The following is a 21,884-nucleotide window of genomic DNA, read 5'->3' as shown; positions in this document are numbered from 1 at the left end:
AGCGCCGGGAAACAGACAATGGATGGCGCGTTTAACGGCGCCATCATTTAATAGTACGGTCAGGCGTTCTGACGCCACCATTCGGCAAGCAGTACGCCGGTTGCCACCGACACGTTCAGGCTTTCAACATTACCGGTGCCGCCAATTGACAGGCTCATATCACCCTGCTGGAAGGTGCTGTCGGACAAACCTTCACGCTCCTGTCCCAGCACCAGTACCATTTTGGCAGGCAACTCAGCTTTAGACAGCGGCGTCCCCTGATGGCTTGAGGTGGTCACTATGGTGTAACCCGCTTTGCGGAACGCTTCCAGGCCTTCATTGAAGGTGGTACCGCTGATGGCCTGAACATGTTCGGCTCCGCCTTCAGCCGTGCGAACCGCCGCACCCGATTCCAGCAGCGAGGCATCGTTGACCAGCAGGCCTTTCACACCGAAGTGCGCGCAGCTGCGCATGATAGCGCCAAGATTATGGGGATTGCTGACATCTTCAAGCGCCAGCACGCAGTCTTTGGTTTCGGCCTTGCTGAGCCACTCGGCCACGTCCATGCCCATGCGTTTTTTAATCAGGAAGCAGACGCCGCCGTGGTGCTCAGTACCGGAAGCTTTGGTGATCTCTGCGTCATCCACAACGTGGTAGGCTTTGCGGTTAGCCGCCAGCCAGCGCAGCGCATCGCGAAAACGCGGCGTCACACTTTGCACAAACCATGCACGGACGATGCATTCAGGACGGCTCTGGAACAGTGCCTGACAGGCGTTTTCGCCATAAACACGGGTTTCTTCCAGACGCTGACGACGAATCTGCTCTACGTCAACCACGCCTTTACCGCCAATCCCAGGATTTTCGGGTTTGGTGTCTTCGGCTACCGGTGGGCGGGATACGGTGCGCCAGGGTGAATCGCTGCTGCCGTAGGCATCACGATTGTCGCTGCCACGATCGTTGCGCCGCGGTGCGCTGTCACTGCGGCGTGGTGCGCTGTCGCTGCGACGGCCCGTACTGCGTCCGCCGTCTTCACTACGCTCAGTACGCGGGCCAGATGAACGACGATTGTCTTCACGACGAGCAGCAGGACGGCCACCTTTGCCTGTACGAGGATTCGGCGCACGCGCGCTTTGCTCATCTTCGCCACGCACGTACATGACTTTGACCTTACCACTTTTGCCTTTAAATTCGTCGTTCATTTCTTCCTCCTGCATTGAGAGCGCGAAGATTACCTGATGTGACTGCGCTTAGCTATCAACTATTGAACCTATAGAGCAATCCACATTGAGCCGATCTTATCACCCTTTCATAATGGGTAATATTGAGCAAAGTGCTCTACATCATTATCAGAGGTTTTTATGAATACGGTATGCACGTCTTGCCAGGCAACCAATCGCGTTCCCGAAGAACGGCTTGCCGAGGGTGCCAAATGTGGTCGCTGCGGTGAAGCCTTGTTTTCGGGCGATGTCATTAACGCGACGGCCGCAACGCTGGACAGCTATCTGCGGGACGATCTGCCGGTCGTGGTGGATTTTTGGGCCCCGTGGTGCGGACCCTGCGTTAACTTCGCCCCGGTATTTAAAGATGTCGCTCAGGAGCGCAGCGGTAAAGTCCGCTTTATCAAAGTGAATACAGAGGCAGAACCGGCTTTGAGCAGTCGTTTCCGCATTCGCAGCATCCCGACCATCATGGTGTTTAAGAACGGCGAGATGGTGGATGTCTTAAACGGTGCCATGCCGAAAGCCCCTTTCAACGAGTGGCTCGACGAATCCCTGTAAGCACGACAGGCCAGCCTGGCTGGCCTTTTCCCTTTGTTCGACGCTTCGATTACACTACGCTTTTTCCTGTCCTGAATAATCATGTCTGATAATGCCGTTTTGCGTTTACGAGCCCAACGCCTGGCCCGTGCCACGCGTCCCTTTCTGGCACGCGGGAATCGTGTGCTCCGCTGCCAGGGATGCCTGTTGCCTGAAATAAATTGTCTGTGCGCCAGCATCCAGGTGCAGTCTGCCCGCAGTCGCTTTTGCCTGGTGATGTTTGATACCGAACCCATGAAGCCGAGCAATACGGGCCGGTTGATTGCCGATGTGTTACCGGACACCCAGGCATTTGGCTGGTCACGTACCGAGCCCGATCCCGCATTGCTGGAAGCTGTTGCCGATGAGGCTTATCAACCGCTAGTGGTTTTTCCTGCCTCGTATGCGGATGAAGGCCGCGAGGTTATCCACTCGCCGCCGCTTGCGGGTAAACCGCCGCTGTTTATTATGCTGGATGGCACCTGGAACGAAGCGCGGAAGATGTTTCGTAAAAGTCCCTGGCTTGACCGCTTTCCGCTGATCTCGCTCAATGTTACGGCCCCTTCTCGCTACAGGCTGCGCGAAGCGCATGGCGAAGGGCAGCACTGTACCGCAGAGATCGCGGCAGCGCTTCTGGAGCAGGCGGGCGACACGGAAGCGGCACAGGCATTAATCCAGCATTTTGAGCAGTTCCGTCAGGCTTACCTTGCGGGTAAGCCGCATCATCCCGGCCAGGCGCGGTAATGCGCGCCGTGGCAGGCTGATTGTCGTTATTCAGGCTGGGATCTGCCCGACGGTAAAAAAGTCTAAAAGCGTTTACACTCACCTAAATCTCGATGAATGGAGAAGGTGATGAGTCAACGTGGGCTGGAAGCGCTGTTACGACCCAAATCGATTGCGGTAATCGGCGCCTCGGTCAAGCCGGGACGGGCAGGCTATTTTATGATGCGTAATCTGCTGGCGGGTGGCTTTAGCGGCCCGGTGCTGCCGGTGACGCCAAAATATAAAGCGGTTAGCGGTGTGCTGGCCTGGCCTGACATTGACAGCTTGCCCTTCGCCCCGGACCTGGCGGTGATCTGTACCCATCACAAAAGAAACCTTGAGCTGTTACAGCAGCTTGGCGAGAAAGGGTGTAAAGCCTGTATTATCCTCTCCGCGCCCGCCAGTCAGTTAGCCGAGTTAAAACAGTGTGCCAGCCGCTGGCAGATTCGTCTGCTGGGTCCCAACAGTCTGGGATTACTGGCCCCCTGGCAGGGCCTTAACGCCAGCTTTTCTCCTGTTCCTATCGCCAAAGGCCGCATCGCGTTTATTTCGCAGTCGTCAGCCGTATCCAATACCATCCTTGACTGGGCGCAGCAGCGCAACCTTGGCTTTTCGTGGTTTATCGCCTTGGGTGACAGCCTGGATACCGATGTGGACGATCTGCTGGATTTTCTTGCCCGCGACGGTAAAACCAGCGCGATTCTGCTTTATCTTGAACACCTCAGTGATGCCCGTCGCTTTGTTTCAGCATCCCGCAGCGCCTCCCGTAACAAGCCTATTCTGATCATCAAAAGCGGACGCAGCCGTCAGGCGCAGGCGCTGCTCGGCACACACAGCGGTCTGGATGCCGCCTGGGATGCGGCTATCCAGCGCGCGGGCTTATTACGTGTACAGGATACGCACGAGCTGTTTACGGCGGTGGAGTCGTTAAGCCATATGCGTCCACCACGCGGGCACCGGCTAATGATTATCAGCAATGGCGCGGCACCCGCTGCACTGGCGCTGGATGAACTCTATGCCCGCAACGGGAAGCTCGCCACGCTGAGTGAGCCAACGGTACAGCAGCTGAATGCCGTGCTGCCGGAAGGCGTTGGCCACGGCAATCCGGTTGATTTAAAAGACGATGCAACGCCGGAACGCTACCTGGCCTGTCTGACCGTTCTGCTCGACAGCCACGATTTAGATGCCCTGATGATTATTCATGCCCCCAGTGCCGTCGCCCCGGCGACTGAAACCGCAGAGAAAATCATCCAGCTGATTCATCAGCATCCGCGCGGCAAACAGCTTACGCTGTTGACCAACTGGTGCGGCGAATACTCTTCTCTGGCGGCACGACGGGCTTTTACCCAGGCTGGCATTCCCACCTGGCGTACGCCGGAAGGAACCGTCACCGCGTTTATGCATCAGGTTGAATACCGGCGTAACCAGAAGTTACTGCGGGAAACCCCTGCCTTGCCGGTAAACCTGACGCAGGATAGCGCTCAGGCTCACCAACTGCTGTCCCAGGCGCTGGACAAGGGCATTTTGTCTCTGGACACGCATGAAGTGCAGCCCGTCCTCAAAGCCTACGGTCTGGCGACGCTACCGACCTGGATTGCCAAAGACAGTGAGGACGCGGTCACTATCGCCGAACAAATCGGTTATCCGGTGGCACTGAAGCTGCGTTCGCCCGATGTGGCGCATAAGTCTGAGGTACAGGGCGTAATGCTCTATCTGCGTAACGCCGCGGAAGTAAAGCGAGCGGCTGACGCTATCGTTGACCGGGTAACACAAACGCTGCCGCACGCACGGATTGAAGGGCTGGTTGTACAGAGCATGGCCAACCGGGCCGGTGCTCAGGAACTGCGGGTCGTGGTGGAGCAGGATGCCCTGTTTGGCCCCATCATCATGCTGGGTGAAGGCGGCGTGGAGTGGCAGGCCGAGAAGCAGGCTGCCGTGGCTTTACCACCGCTCAATATGACGCTGGCGCGTTATCTGGTGATTCAGGCAATCAAAAGCGGCAAGATCCGCAGCCGGAGTGCCCTGATCCCGCTGGATGTCGCTGGCCTGAGCCAACTGCTGGTGCAGGTCTCTAACCTGGTGGTGGATTGCCCGGAAATAAAACGCCTGGATATTCATCCGCTGCTGGCGGCGGGCAGTGATTTCACCTTACTGGACGTCACGCTGACGCTTGCGCCTTTTACCGGTGACAGTGAAACGCGTCTGGCCATACGTCCTTATCCTCAGCATCTGGAAGAGCAGGTAGAACTGAAGGACGGTCAGCACTGTTTATTCCGCCCCATCCTGCCCGAAGATGAACCGCTTCTGCGCGACTTCATCAGTCAGGTCACCAAAGAAGATCTCTACTACCGCTATTTCAGTGAAATTAATGAGTTCACCCATGAGGATCTGGCCAATATGACGCAGATTGATTACGACCGGGAAATGGCAATTGTTGCGGTTCGTCAGCATCAGGGGCACCCGGAAATTATCGGTGTCACTCGCGCCATTTCTGATGCAGACAACATTGACGCGGAGTTTTCGGTGCTGGTGCGCTCGGATCTCAAAGGGCTGGGAATGGGACGACGTTTACTTGAAAAAATGATTCGTTACACACGCGCCCATGGTCTGCAACAACTGAATGGCATTACCATGCCCGGCAACCGCGGCATGGTCACACTGGCGAAAAAACTCAACTTTAGCGTAGATGTGCAGATGGACGATGGCATCGTCAGCCTGAAGCTTTTGTTACAGGATAATGTCACTTTGCCGTGTAGAGAAAAGTAAAAATCGCCCCGTCCGCCGTGGTTGATGTTATTATTTAGCGTTATGACCCTGATTTGGTGGCAAAAGGCCATACAATGAACCGAGAAGAAGTGCACTGTGATGTTGTCTAAATTTAAACGCAATAAACACCAACAACACCTCGCACAGCTGCCTAAACTGTCACAATCTGTTGCGGATGTGTCGACGTTATATTCGCCTGCCGAATTTCGCGAGACGCTTTTGGAAAAGATTGCGTCAGCGCAATCGCGCATTTGTATCGTCGCCCTCTATCTGGAAAATGACGATGCGGGTCGGGCCGTTATGGATGCATTATATGCCGCGAAAATGGCTCGTCCACAGCTGGATATCAGTATCTTAGTCGACTGGCACCGCGCGCAACGGGGTCGCATTGGTGCCGCACGCGGTGTTACTAACGCCGACTGGTATTGCGAGATGGCCCAGCAACATCCCGATAACGTGATTCCAGTCTATGGCATTCCGGTTAATACTCGCGAAGCAATGGGCGTACTGCATCTGAAAGGTTTCATTATCGATGATACCTTGCTCTACAGCGGCGCCAGCATTAATGACGTTTACCTGCATCAGCACGACAAATACCGCTACGACCGCTATCAACTCATCCGTAATGCCGCGCTGACCGATACCATGTTCGAATGGATGAACGTGCATTTGAAAGATGCAGAGGCGGTCAATCGCCTGGACTATGCTGACCGTCCATCCAGCCCGGAAATCAAAAATGAAACGCGTCAGTTTCGTCAGGACTTACGCGGCTTTAACTATCAGTTTGAAGGTAATGCCGGTAACGATGAACTCGCCGTCACACCGCTGGTCGGGTTGGGTAAGCGCAGCCTGCTGAATAAGACTATTTTTCATTTAATGCCGTGCGCCGAAAAGAAGCTCACCATCTGCACCCCCTACTTCAACCTGCCAGCACTGCTGGTGCGCAATATCATTGCCCTTTTACGCCAGGGTAAAGAAGTTGAGATTATCGTGGGGGATAAAACGGCGAATGACTTCTATATCGCGCCCGATCAGCCGTTTAAAATCATCGGTGCCTTGCCCTATCTCTACGAAATTAACCTGCGTCGTTTTTTAAGCCGCCTGCAGTATTACGTCAGCAACGGTCAACTGACCGTGCGTCTCTGGAAAGACGGTGAAAACAGCTATCACCTGAAAGGCATGTGGGTTGACGATGAGTGGCAGCTTATTACGGGCAACAATCTTAATCCGCGCGCATGGCGACTGGATCTGGAGAATGCGGTCCTGATTCACGATCCTCTGCAGCAGTTGACCGAGCAGCGACAGCATGAGCTGATGCTGATTCGTCAACACACCAGGGTTGTTGGGCACTTCCGTGAGTTGGAAAGCATTGCTGACTACCCGGCGAAAGTGCGTAAGCTGATTCGCCGTCTGCGCCGTATTCGTATCGATCGGCTCATCAGCCGTATCCTGTGAAGATCCAGAATGCCGCAGCCTGACTGCGGCATTCTGTCTGCCCTGTTACAACTTAATGCCTTTTCCGTGCCGGTGTAGCAGCAGCGACACCAGGAACGCCAACGCCCCCATGACGGAAACGTACCAGAAGAACGTGGTCTCCATACCGTTGTGCTTCATCAGTAACGCCACGTACTCTGCAGATCCACCGAAGATCGCATTTGCCACCGCATAAGAGAGCCCAACGCCGAGCGTTCGAACCTCCGGCGGGAACATCTCTGCTTTCAAAATCCCACTGATTGAGGTGTAAAAGCTGGTAATCAGTAACGCCAGCATAATCAGGGCAAAGGCAATACCGGGACTTTGTACGTTTTGCAGCAGCGTCAGGACAGGTACCGTACAAATCGCCGCACCCGCACCAAAAATCATCATGGAGGTGCGTCGGCCAATCCTATCGGAAAGGCCGCCAATAATGGGCTGTAGCAGCATGTAAACCAGTAAAGCGCCGGTCATCAATCCACTGGCGGTTTTGGCATCCATGCCTGAAGTGTTCACCAGGTACTTCTGCATATAGGTGGTAAAGGTGTAGAAGCTCAACGAACCGCCCGCCGTAAAACCCAGCACCATCAGGAAAGGTTTCGTGTGGTTACGTAATAAGCCAATGACACTGCCGGCATCGCGATGCTCACGGCTCTGTTTATCGGAAGTTTCGTCCAGAGAGCGACGCAGCCACAGCGCTACCACGGCCAGCATCGCCCCCAGGAAGAACGGAATGCGCCAGCCCCATGTACGTAGCTCCTGATCGGTTAACATAAACTGCAGCACTACCACCGTCAGCACAGCAGCTAATTGTCCGCCAATTAATGTCACGTACTGGAACGATGCGTAAAACCCTTTCCGCCCTTCCAGCGCCACTTCACTCATATACGTTGCGCTTGTACCGTACTCTCCGCCCACTGACAGTCCCTGAAACATACGCACCAGCAATAACAGGATCGGTGCGGCGATCCCGATACTGTCATAGCCCGGCAGGCAGGCAATCACCAGGGAGCCGAAACACATCATACAGACAGAGATCAGCATCGATTTTTTGCGCCCGTGGCGGTCACCGATATAGCCAAATAACCAGCCGCCAATTGGCCTCATTAAAAAGCCTGCGGCAAATACGCCTGCTGTTTGCAATAACTGGGTTGTGGTATCACCTTGCGGGAAGAAAATGTGGGCGAAGTAGAGTGAGAAAAACGAGTACACATAAAAGTCGAACCATTCGACAAGATTACCTGAAGATGCGCCTACGATGGCCCAGATACGTTTTTTTTGGTCAAGCACCTGCGCTTGTTGATTCTTGATCACGTCTGACATGCTATGTCTCGGCTCCTTGCTGATAAGCAGCGTTAAAGCGTTGAGTAAAGCACGGTCATGGCGGAAACGGAAAGATGTGTTGTCTGAATATGACAAAATGTGACATGTGTTGTTAATTCCCTGAAACAACTGAAATCTTCAGTCGCGCAGGCAGGGGAGGCCAGCGGCCTCTTCCCGTCCACATGCACATCAATGACGAGGAAGAGGTCATGTTAACCCGTTAAAACGCGGTGACTACCGTTACCCCCGGCGATTCAAACTTATCCATATTCATTAACGCTTCTATGGATTGCTCAAGGTTAATGGTTCTGCCAATGAGCTTTTCAGGGCGGAGTTTTCCCGCCGCTATCATATTCATCATGACGTCATAGCGGTGAGCCTGCATGCCATGACTGCCAATAATTTCCAGTTCATTAGCAATCACCCTGGCCATTGGGATAGTCGGTGCACTGTGTTCACCCGCCATCAGGCCGATCTGGATGTGCCTGCCTCTTTTTCTTAGCGAGTTAATGGAGTTCACGCAGGTGACCGTATGACCGAGTGCATCCAGGGAAACATGCGCTCCACCCTGGGTAATGTCTTTGATGGCTTCCGCCACATTGTGCACACGTGCAGCATTCACGACGGCGACGGCACCCAAATCCCGGGCCAGCTGCAATTTATCCTCCGCGATATCAATCGCTACCACGTTTGCCCCAAGTGCATTCGCAATCATGATGGCGGAGAGGCCAACCCCACCACAGCCGTGGACGGCAAGCCACTGCCCTGCAGACGTTCTTCCCTGATCGACTACTGCCCTGAACGAGGTGATGAAACGGCATCCGAGGCTCGCTGCGGTAGTGAAGTTAAGTGTGTCCGGCAGCGCGATGAGGTTCAAGTCCGCCTGCTGTACCGCCACATATTCTGCGAAAGACCCCCAGTGAGTGAAACCTGGCTGGAACTGACGATCGCAAACCTGCTGATTGCCCGAGTGACACTCGTGACAAAAACCACAGCCCGACACAAAGGGCACCGTGACATTATCGCCAGGCCGCCATTTTGTCACCGCGCTGCCAACAGCTTCTATCGTGCCCGCAAATTCATGTCCTGGCACATGCGGCAAAGGGATATCGGGATCGTGCCCCACCCAGCCATGCCAGTCACTTCGGCAAACCCCGGTCGCTTTGACCCGAATCACCACGCCGTGGGGCTCGGGAGTGGGGTCCGGCACCGTTTTCAGTAGTGGTGGCGACAGAAATGACTCGTATATGACAGCTTTCATCAGTAAACCCTCATCGTAGGTGTCTTTAAAATTATACCTTTCGATCAGGAAATTACTTTTCAGCTATTGCAGCTGAATAATTAATTATGAAATTATCCTTCATTAAATACGCTAAAAATGAGTGGATATGTCAGTGAGCATTCTGGATAGGAAAGATCTGGCGCTGCTGCGTTATCTTCAGCAGGACGGCAGAGTATCGAGCCTTAAGCTTTCTCAGGATTTGGACGTGAGCCCAGCCTCGGCGTGGCGACGACTGAAACGGCTTGAAGATGAGGAATTTATTGAAGGCTATCAGGCGGTGATTAACCGCAGAAAGGTGGGCTTTGGCGTGATGGCATTTGTCCGTCTGGTTTGCAGTCAGCACAGTGAGGCAGCAACCCGGGACTTTGAAGAACGGATCACGGCTAATCCTTACGTACTTTCCTGTCACAACATCACCGGTGAAGCCGATTTTCTTTTACAGGTCGTGGCGCGGGATTTAGACCATTACAGTCTGTTTATTGAAAAGGAATTGCGTAAATTACCCGGAATTCTGAGTATTAATTCTTCTATATCACTGAGAGAAGTGAAAAAAACGCATCCGCTACCGGTCTAGCGGTGGGGCAGGTTTATAACGCCAGGTGCAGTGCAAGATAACCAGCCTGACGCCCCGCTTTCCGCAGGTTACGGGCGTAAAAAAGCCCTGAACTTTCGTTCAGGGCTTCTTCACTTATTGTAGGGAGTGAGAGCGTCTGTGAGTAAGTTTTTTACGTTACGACGGATGACCTGCTCCCCGTTGATTAATACACCGCGATGTTAGTAATGTCTTCATAAGCCACATGAGGACATTCCCATGAAGAAGCGTTTTTCCGACCAACAGATCATCAGTATCCTCCGCGAAGCTGAAGCCGGGGTTTCTGCCCGTGAACTCTGCCGCAAGCACGCCATTTCCGACGCCACCTTTTATACCTGGCGTAAGAAGTATGGTGGTATGGAGGTGCCCGAGGTTAAGCGCCTGAAGTCGCTTGAAGAAGAGAACGCCAGACTCAAGAAGCTGCTTGCCGAAGCCATGCTGGATAAGGAGGCACTCCAGGTGGCTCTGGGGCGAAAGTACTGACGACAGACCAGAAGCGGGAAGCCGTTGAGTTTATGTGTGGTGCGACCGGTCTGTCGCAACGTCGTGCCTGCAGACTCACAGGTTTGTCCCTGTCGACCTGCCGCTATGACGCTCAGCGTCCGGCGGATGATGCCCATTTATCAGGGCGCATTACTGAACTGGCACTGGAGCGCAGGCGTTTTGGCTATCGCCGCATATGGCAGTTACTGCGCCGTGAAGGGCTTCTGGTTAATCACAAGCGCGTGTACCGCCTTTATCATCTGAACGGGCTGGGCGTTAAACGCAGACGTCGTCGTAAAGGGCTGGCAACAGAACGTCTGCCGCTGCTCCGCCCGGCGGCGCCCAACCTGACCTGGTCGATGGATTTTGTCATGGACGCGCTCGCCACCGGTCGCAGGATCAAGTGCCTGACCTGTGTGGACGACTTCACGAAGGAATGCCTGACGGTCACTGTTGCCTTTGGGATTTCAGGCGTGCAGGTGACACACATTCTGGACAGCATTGCGCTGTTTCGAGGCTATCCGGCGGCGATAAGAACTGACCAGGGGCCGGAGTTCACCTGCCGCGCACTGGATCAATGGGCTTTTGAGCATGGTGTTGAGTTGCGCTTAATCCAGCCGGGCAAGCCAACGCAGAACGGATTTATCGAGAGCTTTAACGGACGATTTCGCGATGAATGTCTGAATGAGCACTGGTTCAGCGATATCGTTCACGCCAGGAAAGTCATTAAAGATTGGCGGCAGGATTATAACGAGTATCGTCCGCATTCAGCACTGAATTATCAGACGCCATCAGAGTTTGCAGCACGGTGGCGGAATGGAAAATGTGAAGGTAAACAAACCGACATTACTAACTGATGGTTGTATCTAATACTGGGGGCAGGTCACGGACACGCCATCCGGCTTTCTCACGCGCCGTTTCATCCCGGCCCGGCGGTTTGAATGACGCGACGGCGCTCGCGCAGTCCCGGCCGCGCAGCATAACCGTCCTGACGCCCCGCTTTCCGCAGGTTACGGACGTAAAAAAGCCCTGAACTTTCGTTCAGGGCTTCTTCACTTGTTTGATGCCTGGCAGTTCCCTACTCTCGCATGGGGAGACCCCACACTACCATCGGCGCTACGGCGTTTCACTTCTGAGTTCGGCATGGGGTCAGGTGGGACCACCGCGCTAAAGCCGCCAGGCAAATTCTTTGTGCTCTGTCCTGTGTCTTTTACGCTGCTGCTGCGTTGGCTGTGCGCGCGCTGCTCAGTCACATACTTCAGTATGCTCCTTCACATCGTCTTACACGCCGCCTTGCTTCAGCGCAAAATCCTTCGGACTCTCGTCCGCAGAACAGAACTAAATGCTTTTCCGGTAAACAATGCTGAAAATTCAATTCGTCTCTCAACCAAAACGCCTCTGGCGTTGTAAGGTTAAGCCTCACGGGTCATTAGTACCGGTAAGCTCAACGCATCGCTGCGCTTACACACCCGGCCTATCAACGTCGTCGTCTTCAACGTCCCTTCAGGACCCTTAAAGGGTCAGGGAGAACTCATCTCGGGGCAAGTTTCGTGCTTAGATGCTTTCAGCACTTATCTTTTCCGCACTTAGCTACCGGGCAGTGCCACTGGCGTGACAACCCGGACACCAGCGGTGCGTTCACTCCGGTCCTCTCGTACTAGGAGCAACCCCCCTCAATTCTCCAGCGCCCACGGCAGATAGGGACCGAACTGTCTCACGACGTTCTAAACCCAGCTCGCGTACCACTTTAAACGGCGAACAGCCGTACCCTTGGGACCTACTTCAGCCCCAGGATGTGATGAGCCGACATCGAGGTGCCAAACACCGCCGTCGATATGAACTCTTGGGCGGTATCAGCCTGTTATCCCCGGAGTACCTTTTATCCGTTGAGCGATGGCCCTTCCATTCAGAACCACCGGATCACTATGACCTGCTTTCGCACCTGCTCGAGCCGTCACTCTCGCAGTCAAGCTGGCTTATGCCATTGCACTAACCTCCTGATGTCCGACCAGGATTAGCCAACCTTCGTGCTCCTCCGTTACTCTTTAGGAGGAGACCGCCCCAGTCAAACTACCCACCAGACACTGTCCGCAGCCCGGGTAACGGGCCTACGTTAGAACACCAAACATTAAAGGGTGGTATTTCAAGGATGGCTCCACGCAGACTGGCGTCCACGCTTCAAAGCCTCCCACCTATCCTACACATCAAGGCTCAGTGTTCAGTGTCAAGCTGTAGTAAAGGTTCACGGGGTCTTTCCGTCTTGCCGCGGGTACACTGCATCTTCACAGCGATTTCAATTTCACTGAGTCTCGGGTGGAGACAGCCTGGCCATCATTACGCCATTCGTGCAGGTCGGAACTTACCCGACAAGGAATTTCGCTACCTTAGGACCGTTATAGTTACGGCCGCCGTTTACCGGGGCTTCGATCAAGAGCTTCAGCTTGCGCTTAACCCCATCAATTAACCTTCCGGCACCGGGCAGGCGTCACACCGTATACGTCCACTTTCGTGTTTGCACAGTGCTGTGTTTTTAATAAACAGTTGCAGCCAGCTGGTATCTTCGACTGCCTTCAGCTCCGTCAGCAAGTGACTTCACCTGGTGGCAGCGTGCCTTCTCCCGAAGTTACGGCACCATTTTGCCTAGTTCCTTCACCCGAGTTCTCTCAAGCGCCTTGGTATTCTCTACCTGACCACCTGTGTCGGTTTGGGGTACGATTTTGTGTTACCTGATGCTTAGAGGCTTTTCCTGGAAGCAGGGCATTTATCACTTCAGCACCGTAGTGCCTCGTCGTCACGCCTCAGTGTAAAGTGAACCGGATTTGCCTGGAACACACACCTACACGCTTAAACCGGGACAACCGTCGCCCGGCTGATATAGCCTTCTCCGTCCCCCCTTCGCAGTAACACCAAGTACAGGAATATTAACCTGTTTCCCATCGACTACGCCTTTCGGCCTCGCCTTAGGGGTCGACTCACCCTGCTCCGATTAACGTTGAACAGGAACCCTTGGTCTTCCGGCGACAAGGTTTTTCACCTTGTTTATCGTTACTTATGTCAGCATTCGCACTTCTGATACCTCCAGCATGCCTCACAGCACACCTTCAACGGCTTACAGAACGCTCCCCTACCCAACAACACATAGTGTCGCTGCCGCAGCTTCGGTGCATGGTTTAGCCCCGTTACATCTTCCGCGCAGGCCGACTCGACCAGTGAGCTATTACGCTTTCTTTAAATGATGGCTGCTTCTAAGCCAACATCCTGGCTGTCTGTGCCTTCCCACATCGTTTCCCACTTAACCATGACTTTGGGACCTTAGCTGGCGGTCTGGGTTGTTTCCCTCTTCACGACGGACGTTAGCACCCGCCGTGTGTCTCCCGTGATAACATTCTCCGGTATTCGCAGTTTGCATCGGGTTGGTAAGCCGGGATGGCCCCCTAGCCGAAACAGTGCTCTACCCCCGGAGATGAGTTCACGAGGCGCTACCTAAATAGCTTTCGGGGAGAACCAGCTATCTCCCGGTTTGATTGGCCTTTCACCCCCAGCCACAGGTCATCCGCTAATTTTTCAACATTAGTCGGTTCGGTCCTCCAGTTAGTGTTACCCAACCTTCAACCTGCCCATGGCTAGATCACCGGGTTTCGGGTCTATACCCTGCAACTTAACGCCCAGTTAAGACTCGGTTTCCCTGCGGCTCCCCTATACGGTTAACCTTGCTACAGAATATAAGTCGCTGACCCATTATACAAAAGGTACGCAGTCACCCCCGTTAAGAAGGCTCCCACTGCTTGTACGTACACGGTTTCAGGTTCTGTTTCACTCCCCTCGCCGGGGTTCTTTTCGCCTTTCCCTCACGGTACTGGTTCACTATCGGTCAGTCAGGAGTATTTAGCCTTGGAGGATGGTCCCCCCATATTCAGACAGGATACCACGTGTCCCGCCTTACTCATCGAACTCACAACCTGTGCACCTTTGTGTACGGGAGTATCACCCTGTACCCTGCGACTTTCCAGACGCTTCCACTGATGCACAAGCTGATGATGGTTCTGGGCTCCTCCCCGTTCGCTCGCCGCTACTGGGGGAATCTCGGTTGATTTCTTTTCCTCGGGGTACTTAGATGTTTCAGTTCCCCCGGTTCGCCTCATGCAGCTATGTATTCACTGCATGATAGTGTGACGAGTCACACTGGGTTTCCCCATTCGGGTATCGCCGGTTGTTGCGGTTCATATCACCTTACCGGCGCTTATCGCAGATTAGCACGCCCTTCATCGCCTCTGACTGCCAGGGCATCCACCGTGTACGCTTAGTCGCTTAACCTCACAACCCACAGGCGTTTTACGCTGCGTGTCATGAGCTTTTGAGAGACCCGAACGCGTTGTCCTGTGTTCCTTATTACGGAGGAACACGACAATGCGTCGTTTCAAATTTTCAGCTTGTTCCGGATTGTTAAAGAGCATAATACTTCGCAGCACACCGTTGCCGGTACGCTCTGAAGTATTTTTCAGAAATACAGTAATATCAGTATGGTGGAGCTAAGCGGGATCGAACCGCTGACCTCCTGCGTGCAAGGCAGGCGCTCTCCCAGCTGAGCTATAGCCCCATACAGTTACTGCAGAGACCACTACTACCACTCAACCGAGTACACTTCATGAGAAATGTAATTCGTGCTCAGGCAAGGCATGTTTTCGCGAAGCATAGTGAACTATGCGAGCCGGAAACATAACGCAGCATGAGACGAATTTGGTAGGCCTGAGTGGACTTGAACCACCGACCTCACCCTTATCAGGGGTGCGCTCTAACCACCTGAGCTACAAGCCTGTAGAGGTTTTTTCTGCTCGTTACTTTCTATCAGACAATCTGTGTGAGCACTTCGCGGGAAGGTATCTTCAGGTAAGGAGGTGATCCAACCGCAGGTTCCCCTACGGTTACCTTGTTACGACTTCACCCCAGTCATGAATCACAAAGTGGTAAGCGCCCTCCCGAAGGTTAAGCTACCTACTTCTTTTGCAACCCACTCCCATGGTGTGACGGGCGGTGTGTACAAGGCCCGGGAACGTATTCACCGTGGCATTCTGATCCACGATTACTAGCGATTCCGACTTCACGGAGTCGAGTTGCAGACTCCGATCCGGACTACGACGCACTTTATGAGGTCCGCTTGCTCTCGCGAGGTCGCTTCTCTTTGTATGCGCCATTGTAGCACGTGTGTAGCCCTACTCGTAAGGGCCATGATGACTTGACGTCATCCCCACCTTCCTCCGGTTTATCACCGGCAGTCTCCTTTGAGTTCCCGACCGAATCGCTGGCAACAAAGGATAAGGGTTGCGCTCGTTGCGGGACTTAACCCAACATTTCACAACACGAGCTGACGACAGCCATGCAGCACCTGTCTCACGGTTCCCGAAGGCACTAAGGCATCTCTGCCGAATTCCGTGGATGTCAAGAGTAGGTAAGGTTCTTCGCGTTGCATCGAATTAAACCACATGCTCCACCGCTTGTGCGGGCCCCCGTCAATTCATTTGAGTTTTAACCTTGCGGCCGTACTCCCCAGGCGGTCGACTTAACGCGTTAGCTCCGGAAGCCACTCCTCAAGGGAACAACCTCCAAGTCGACATCGTTTACGGCGTGGACTACCAGGGTATCTAATCCTGTTTGCTCCCCACGCTTTCGCACCTGAGCGTCAGTCTTCGTCCAGGGGGCCGCCTTCGCCACCGGTATTCCTCCAGATCTCTACGCATTTCACCGCTACACCTGGAATTCTACCCCCCTCTACGAGACTCAAGCCTGCCAGTTTCAAATGCAGTTCCCAGGTTAAGCCCGGGGATTTCACATCTGACTTAACAGACCGCCTGCGTGCGCTTTACGCCCAGTAATTCCGATTAACGCTTGCACCCTCCGTATTACCGCGGCTGCTGGCACGGAGTTAGCCGGTGCTTCTTCTGCGGGTAACGTCAATCACTGCGGTTATTAACCACAATGCCTTCCTCCCCGCTGAAAGTACTTTACAACCCGAAGGCCTTCTTCATACACGCGGCATGGCTGCATCAGGCTTGCGCCCATTGTGCAATATTCCCCACTGCTGCCTCCCGTAGGAGTCTGGACCGTGTCTCAGTTCCAGTGTGGCTGGTCATCCTCTCAGACCAGCTAGGGATCGTCGCCTAGGTGGGCCGTTACCCCGCCTACTAGCTAATCCCATCTGGGTTCATCCGATAGTGAGAGGCCCGAAGGTCCCCCTCTTTGGTCTTGCGACGTTATGCGGTATTAGCCACCGTTTCCAGTGGTTATCCCCCTCTATCGGGCAGATCCCCAGACATTACTCACCCGTCCGCCACTCGTCACCCGAGAGCAAGCTCTCTGTGCTACCGTCCGACTTGCATGTGTTAGGCCTGCCGCCAGCGTTCAATCTGAGCCATGATCAAACTCTTCAATTTAAGTTTGATTTGCTGAAACCAGTTCAGCGGTGCTCATCTGTAAAACGTCATAATGAATTTCATTATGTGTTCACTCGTGAGACTTGATATTTTTTACGTCCGGAGACGCTGATATCAATCCTGCGAGTGCCCACACAGATTGTCTGATAAATTGTTAAAGAGCAGTGCGAACAGCGGGTTAACCGTCTGTCGCGAGGTGGCGTATATTACGCTTTCCTCCTTCAGAGTCAACTTCTTTTTCAGAAGTTTTTCTCCGGCGGCTCAGTTTCCTGAACCTCCCTACACCGCATTCCGTAAGCCGTTGTGCCGTGTCAGTGGAGGCGCATTATAGGCAAATATTTTAGGCTGACAAGCGCTAATTCAAATAAACCTTTCGAGTGCTCACTTTCCAGGCAATGCGCTTTAAAAACGACCCAAACCGCAACTAGCAGGTACAAAAAACGGGCATTTCGCCCGTTTTTGCAGAGATGACCTTACTGATGCGCCGTAATGACGTCGTCTTTTACATCCATCTCAATCACTTTGCCCGGAACCAGCGCACCAGAAAGAATCTGCTGTGCCAGTGGGTTTTCTATCTGCTGCTGGATAGCACGTTTCAATGGACGCGCACCGTAAACCGGGTCATAACCGTTTTCACCCAGCAGTTTGATTGCGGCTTCAGAGATATGCAGCTGATAGCCTCGGTCTTCCAGACGTTTATACAACCGCTGTAGCTGAATCTGAGCAATAGAAGCAATATGCTGCTCACCCAACGGATGGAACACCACCACTTCATCAATACGGTTCACAAACTCCGGACGGAAATGCTGACCCACAACGCCCATGACCAGCCCTTTCATCTCGGCATAATTCAGATTACCGAAACGTTCCTGAATCAAATCTGAACCCAGGTTAGACGTCATGATCACAACCGTATTGCGGAAATCAACAGTGCGTCCTTGCCCGTCCGTCAACCGGCCATCATCCAGCACCTGCAGCAGGATATTGAAGACATCGGGATGCGCCTTCTCAATCTCATCCAGCAGGATCACCGAATAAGGACGACGGCGAACCGCTTCAGTCAGATAACCACCCTCTTCATAGCCGACATAACCCGGAGGTGCGCCCACCAGCCGCGATACAGAGTGTTTCTCCATAAATTCGGACATGTCGATACGAACCATCGCATCGTCACTGTCAAACAGGAAGTTAGCCAGTGATTTACACAATTCCGTTTTACCTACCCCGGTTGGACCCAGAAACAGGAACGACCCGACAGGACGATTTGGATCAGCCAGGCCTGCGCGGCTACGGCGAATGGCATTAGAAACCGCTTCAACCGCTTCATCCTGTCCAATCACGCGTGAGTGAAGCGACTGCTCCATACGCAGAAGTTTGTCACGCTCCCCTTCCATCATGCGAGCGACCGGAATACCGGTCCAGCGCGCCAGGACATCGGCAATCTCTACATCTGTTACGCGGTTGCGCAGCAGCTTCATGGTCTTGCCTTCAGCCTGTGTAGCGGAAGCCAACTGTTTTTCCAGCGCCGGGATCTTGCCATACTGCAGTTCTGACATCTGCGCCAGATCGCCGGAACGACGAGCCTGCTCAAGCGTAAGCCGTGCCTGCTCCAGTTCCGCTTTAATATTCTGCGTACCTGTTAACGAGGCTTTTTCCGCTTTCCACTCTTCTTCCAGCTCGGCATATTCACGCTCTTTCTGGTTTAGCTCGGCTTCCAGCATATCCAGACGCTTGACGCTGGCATCGTCAGACTCTTTCTTCAACGCCTGCTGTTCCAGCTTCAACTGGATAATGCGGCGTTCCAGGCGATCCAGCGCTTCAGGTTTGGAGTCAATCTGCATACGGATGCTCGATGCTGCCTCGTCAATCAGGTCAATTGCCTTGTCCGGCAACTGGCGGTCGGCGATGTAGCGGTGTGAAAGCGTGGCGGCTGCGACGATAGCCGGGTCAGTGATCTGCACATGGTGGTGCAGCTCATAGCGCTCTTTCAAACCACGCAAAATCGCGATGGTATCTTCAACGCTTGGCTCTGCCACAAACACTTTCTGGAAACGACGCTCCAGAGCGGCATCTTTTTCTATGTACTGGCGATACTCGTCCAGCGTGGTGGCACCAACGCAGTGCAGCTCACCACGAGCCAGCGCAGGCTTGAGCATATTACCGGCATCCATCGCACCGTCTGCTTTACCCGCACCAACCATCGTATGCAGTTCGTCGATAAACAGAATGACATTGCCTTCCTGTTTTGACAGGTCGCTAAGTACCCCTTTCAGGCGCTCTTCGAATTCACCACGGTATTTCGCCCCCGCCACCAGCGCTCCCATATCCAGTGCGAGTACGCGGCGGCCTTTCAGCCCTTCCGGTATTTCACCATTGATAATGCGCTGTGCCAGCCCTTCAACGATGGCGGTTTTACCTACACCTGGCTCACCGATTAACACCGGGTTGTTTTTAGTACGACGCTGCAACACCTGGATGGTGCGGCGAATCTCTTCGTCACGCCCAATCACCGGGTCCAACTTGCCTTTTTCGGCGCGTTCGGTGAGATCAATCGTGTATTTCTTTAAAGCCTGACGCTGATCTTCAGCACCTTGATCGTTCACGTTGTCGCCTCCACGAAGTTGTTCAATCGCTTTGGTGAGCTTTTCGTTGGTGGCACCTGCGGATTTCAAAATATCCGCCAGCGAGCCACGTGAATCCAGGGCTGCCAAAACAAATAATTCAGATGAGATAAAGTTGTCGTTGCGCTTCTGTGCCAGCTTGTCGCACAGGTTAAGCACTCGGATGAGATCGGCAGAAGGTTGCACATCGCCGTCGCTGCCTTCAACCTGAGGCAGACGGTCAATAGCCTGATCAATCTGCGTACGTAACGCTGCGACGTCAGCACCGGCTGAGGACAACAGCGGCGCAACAGAACCGCCCTCCTGTTTGAGCAACGCACTCATCAGGTGTAAAGGTTCAATGAACTGGTTGTCGTGTCCCAGAGCCAAAGACTGCGCGTCGGAGAGAGCGAGTTGAAATTTATTAGTAAGACGATCCAGACGCATAATTCCTCCCATTACAGGTCAAATGCTACTGGAGATTAAAATGAGGTCATTCCTCAAATTTTCAAGGTTAATGACCTGAGATAGGAGTAAAAAATGCGCTGTCTGGATCGTCTTATGGGCTAAGACTATAACAGCCAAATTAAAGTTGCCATACGGCCGGTGACACCATCGCGACGATAGGAGAAGAAATCCTCCTGCTCGTGAAAGGTGCAGCGTGAGTCCGCGCTAACGGATTTCACTCCTGCGGCGTGCAGCCGCTGACGGGCCAGCAGCCAGATGTCGGCGTAGAATTTCTCGCCCGCTGGACGAAAAGCGGCGGCGGCCTGTGGGTCTTTCTCCACAAACGCACGACGAACTTCCGCACCGACTTCAAATGCATCAGGGCCAATTGCCGGACCGAGCCAGGCGTGGATATGAGCGGGAGCAGCCTGAAACTGGGCCAGCGTATTTTCCAGTACGCCGCCACACAGCCCACGCCATCCGGCATGAGCCGCAGCTACTTCGTTGCCGTCATCCGAACAGAACAACACGGGCAGACAGTCAGCCGTCATTACCGCACACACCACCCCTGTATCACGGGTGATACAGGCATCTGCCTGCAGCGGCAGGTTTCCGCCTGCGCTGAGGCGTTCAACGTCGGTTGAATGGACCTGCTCAAGCCACTGTGGCATCGCCGGCAACGCCGCAAGCGAGACCAGCCGCTCTCGGTTAGCCGCCACATGCTGCGGCTTGTCACCCACATGGCTGCCCAGATTCAGCGAACGCCAGTAGCCCTCACTGACCCCGCCCTGACGTAAGGTTGAGGCGGCGCGCACCCGATCAGGCGCAGGCCATTGTGGAATAATCAGGCTCATAGCCAGTCCAGTTGATCCTTGAACATCTCTGTATCCGCTTTCAGCGCATCAATCAGATCGATCATGTCCTGAGGTATCGCAGCATGAAACTCCATTTCAATACCCGAGATAGGATGGTAAAGACGAAGCATCGTAGCGTGCAGCGCCTGACGATCAAATCCGCGCAGCGTGGTAATGAAGTCTTCAGATGCCCCTTTTGGCGGACGCGGACGACCACCGTAAAGCGGATCGCCCACCAGAGGATGATTAATATGCGACATATGCACACGAATCTGGTGCGTACGGCCGGTCTCCAGTCGTAAACGTAACCGCGTATGGGCACGGAAATGCTCCATGATGCGATAATGGGTTACAGCCGGTTTCCCCATTGGGTGCACAGACATATGAGTACGTTTTGTCGAGTGACGGCTAATCGGTTCATCTACCGTCCCGCCAGCTGTCATCGTACCAATTGCCACGGCTTCATATTCGCGTGTAATTTCGCGACGCTGCAGTGAATCTACAAGGTGCGTTTGCGCCGGTACGGTTTTCGCCACTACCATTAGCCCGGTCGTGTCTTTGTCCAGACGATGGACAATACCTGCGCGCGGTACATCCATAATGGCCGGATAGTGATGCAGCAGTGCATTAAGTACGGTGCCATCGGGATTTCCCGCGCCCGGGTGCACCACAAAGTCACGTGGTTTATTGATGACGATGATATCTTCATCTTCGTAAACGATATCCAGCGGGATGTTTTGCGGTTCCCAGCGCTGCTCTTCTTCGATCTCTGCATCGATAGATACGCGCTCGCCGCCAAGCACTTTTTCTTTTGGCTTATCAATAACAGTGCCGTTAACACTGACGCGCTGGTCGAGAATCCATTCTTTTATGCGAGAACGTGAATAATCAGGGAACAATTCCGCCAAAGTTTGATCTAAACGTTGTCCGAGTTGTGACTCGGATACCGTTGCGGTGAGTTGAACTTGTTGTGCCATATACAGCTTCTTCGTTAACGTTGGGTTTTACGGCGATGCCGTTTAATATAATGTGCTATCGTACCTGGTCATTACCGGGAGCTATACGGACAGCTTCCGCCATAACATTTTGAGGATAATCA

General features: G+C 53.7%; 12 protein-coding genes, 2 tRNA genes and 3 rRNA genes. 6 read left to right on the top strand and 11 right to left on the bottom strand.

The window, feature by feature from the left end:
* Positions 1–59: 59 nt before the first annotated feature.
* Positions 60–1,178: a tRNA/rRNA methyltransferase gene (locus QNH99_RS05480; protein ID WP_063880692.1), complete on the bottom strand. Its 1,119-nt coding sequence runs from the start codon at positions 1,176–1,178 to the stop codon at positions 60–62.
* Between the two features lie 159 nt (positions 1,179–1,337).
* On the opposite strand from QNH99_RS05480, the gene trxC reads away from it, so the two are divergent.
* The 4 genes from trxC to pssA all read left to right on the top strand — a co-directional run bounded on the left by trxC (position 1,338) and on the right by pssA (position 6,758).
* Positions 1,338–1,757 carry a thioredoxin TrxC gene (gene trxC / locus QNH99_RS05475; protein ID WP_063880693.1) on the top strand — a complete coding sequence of 140 codons (420 nt, stop codon included), beginning with the start codon at positions 1,338–1,340 and terminating at the stop codon, positions 1,755–1,757.
* Positions 1,758–1,838: 81 nt separating this feature from the next.
* Positions 1,839–2,519, top strand: coding sequence for a tRNA-uridine aminocarboxypropyltransferase (locus QNH99_RS05470; RefSeq protein WP_410517379.1), 681 nt, complete (start codon positions 1,839–1,841; stop codon positions 2,517–2,519).
* A gap of 108 nt (positions 2,520–2,627) precedes the next feature.
* On the top strand, positions 2,628–5,303 hold the full coding sequence (locus QNH99_RS05465; RefSeq protein WP_410517378.1) for a GNAT family N-acetyltransferase: 2,676 nt from the start codon (positions 2,628–2,630) through the stop codon (positions 5,301–5,303).
* A 96-nt stretch (positions 5,304–5,399) separates the two neighbouring features.
* The gene (gene pssA, locus QNH99_RS05460) at positions 5,400–6,758 is read left to right on the top strand and encodes a CDP-diacylglycerol--serine O-phosphatidyltransferase (RefSeq protein ID WP_172897293.1); all 1,359 of its coding nucleotides are present in this window, start codon (positions 5,400–5,402) and stop codon (positions 6,756–6,758) included.
* Between the two features lie 45 nt (positions 6,759–6,803).
* Here the strand turns inward: pssA and QNH99_RS05455 are convergent, their stop codons facing one another.
* Together QNH99_RS05455 and QNH99_RS05450 are read right to left on the bottom strand one after the other, a co-directional pair.
* Positions 6,804–8,099 (bottom strand): MFS family transporter, encoded by a 1,296-nt coding sequence (locus tag QNH99_RS05455; protein ID WP_410517377.1) that lies wholly within the window; start codon positions 8,097–8,099, stop codon positions 6,804–6,806.
* 220 nt (positions 8,100–8,319) lie between these two features.
* Positions 8,320–9,360 carry a zinc-dependent alcohol dehydrogenase family protein gene (locus QNH99_RS05450; protein ID WP_410517376.1) on the bottom strand — a complete coding sequence of 347 codons (1,041 nt, stop codon included), beginning with the start codon at positions 9,358–9,360 and terminating at the stop codon, positions 8,320–8,322.
* Positions 9,361–9,487: 127 nt separating this feature from the next.
* Between QNH99_RS05450 and QNH99_RS05445 the strand changes: the two genes are divergently transcribed.
* Entirely contained in the window at positions 9,488–9,955 is a 468-nt protein-coding gene (locus QNH99_RS05445) for an Lrp/AsnC family transcriptional regulator (RefSeq protein ID WP_186440838.1), read from the top strand.
* Positions 9,956–10,192: 237 nt separating this feature from the next.
* Positions 10,193–11,313 (top strand): IS3 family transposase gene (locus QNH99_RS05440; protein ID WP_109718365.1). Its coding sequence is split into 2 segments (ribosomal slippage): positions 10,193–10,451 and positions 10,451–11,313, totalling 1,122 coding nucleotides; the frame shifts between segments, so codons are not numbered across the junction.
* Positions 11,314–11,521: 208 nt separating this feature from the next.
* Here QNH99_RS05440 and rrf read toward each other — a convergent pair.
* The 8 genes from rrf to rluD form a co-directional block, all read right to left on the bottom strand.
* Positions 11,522–11,637 (bottom strand): 5S ribosomal RNA (gene rrf, locus QNH99_RS05435).
* 227 nt (positions 11,638–11,864) lie between these two features.
* Positions 11,865–14,770, bottom strand: a 23S ribosomal RNA gene (locus tag QNH99_RS05430).
* A 207-nt stretch (positions 14,771–14,977) separates the two neighbouring features.
* Positions 14,978–15,053: transfer RNA gene (locus QNH99_RS05425), tRNA-Ala, on the bottom strand.
* Between the two features lie 141 nt (positions 15,054–15,194).
* Positions 15,195–15,271: transfer RNA gene (locus QNH99_RS05420), tRNA-Ile, on the bottom strand.
* Between the two features lie 73 nt (positions 15,272–15,344).
* Positions 15,345–16,884, bottom strand: a 16S ribosomal RNA gene (locus tag QNH99_RS05415).
* The 16S, 23S and 5S rRNA genes sit together here with 2 tRNA genes alongside, the layout of an rRNA operon.
* Positions 16,885–17,357: 473 nt before the next feature.
* A complete protein-coding gene (gene clpB / locus QNH99_RS05410; protein ID WP_410517375.1) occupies positions 17,358–19,931 on the bottom strand; it encodes an ATP-dependent chaperone ClpB in 2,574 nt (857 codons plus the stop codon).
* A gap of 125 nt (positions 19,932–20,056) precedes the next feature.
* Positions 20,057–20,785 (bottom strand): purine nucleoside phosphorylase YfiH, encoded by a 729-nt coding sequence (gene yfiH, locus QNH99_RS05405; RefSeq protein ID WP_283355052.1) that lies wholly within the window; start codon positions 20,783–20,785, stop codon positions 20,057–20,059.
* Positions 20,782–21,762: a 23S rRNA pseudouridine(1911/1915/1917) synthase RluD gene (gene rluD, locus QNH99_RS05400; protein ID WP_063880702.1), complete on the bottom strand. Its 981-nt coding sequence runs from the start codon at positions 21,760–21,762 to the stop codon at positions 20,782–20,784. Before rluD ends, yfiH begins: the two co-directional genes overlap by 4 nt.
* Positions 21,763–21,884 lie beyond the last annotated feature (122 nt).

The organism is Pantoea allii, from assembly GCF_046529425.1.
Classification (GTDB): domain Bacteria; phylum Pseudomonadota; class Gammaproteobacteria; order Enterobacterales; family Enterobacteriaceae; genus Pantoea; species Pantoea allii.
Note: the sequence above shows the minus strand (reverse complement) of the source record. Positions and strands in the feature narration are given on the sequence as shown.

What these genes read in the sequence shown, in the direction of transcription:
- rluD (WP_063880702.1), bottom strand. Translation starts at nt 21,762, where the DNA reads ATGGCACAACAAGTTCAACTCACCGCAACGGTATCCGAGTCACAACTC.
- QNH99_RS05470 (WP_410517379.1), top strand. Translation starts at nt 1,839, where the DNA reads ATGTCTGATAATGCCGTTTTGCGTTTACGAGCCCAACGCCTGGCCCGT.
- trxC (WP_063880693.1), top strand. Translation starts at nt 1,338, where the DNA reads ATGAATACGGTATGCACGTCTTGCCAGGCAACCAATCGCGTTCCCGAA.
- QNH99_RS05450 (WP_410517376.1), bottom strand. Translation starts at nt 9,360, where the DNA reads ATGAAAGCTGTCATATACGAGTCATTTCTGTCGCCACCACTACTGAAA.
- QNH99_RS05445 (WP_186440838.1), top strand. Translation starts at nt 9,488, where the DNA reads ATGTCAGTGAGCATTCTGGATAGGAAAGATCTGGCGCTGCTGCGTTAT.
- QNH99_RS05465 (WP_410517378.1), top strand. Translation starts at nt 2,628, where the DNA reads ATGAGTCAACGTGGGCTGGAAGCGCTGTTACGACCCAAATCGATTGCG.
- clpB (WP_410517375.1), bottom strand. Translation starts at nt 19,931, where the DNA reads ATGCGTCTGGATCGTCTTACTAATAAATTTCAACTCGCTCTCTCCGAC.
- QNH99_RS05455 (WP_410517377.1), bottom strand. Translation starts at nt 8,099, where the DNA reads ATGTCAGACGTGATCAAGAATCAACAAGCGCAGGTGCTTGACCAAAAA.
- yfiH (WP_283355052.1), bottom strand. Translation starts at nt 20,785, where the DNA reads ATGAGCCTGATTATTCCACAATGGCCTGCGCCTGATCGGGTGCGCGCC.
- QNH99_RS05480 (WP_063880692.1), bottom strand. Translation starts at nt 1,178, where the DNA reads ATGAACGACGAATTTAAAGGCAAAAGTGGTAAGGTCAAAGTCATGTAC.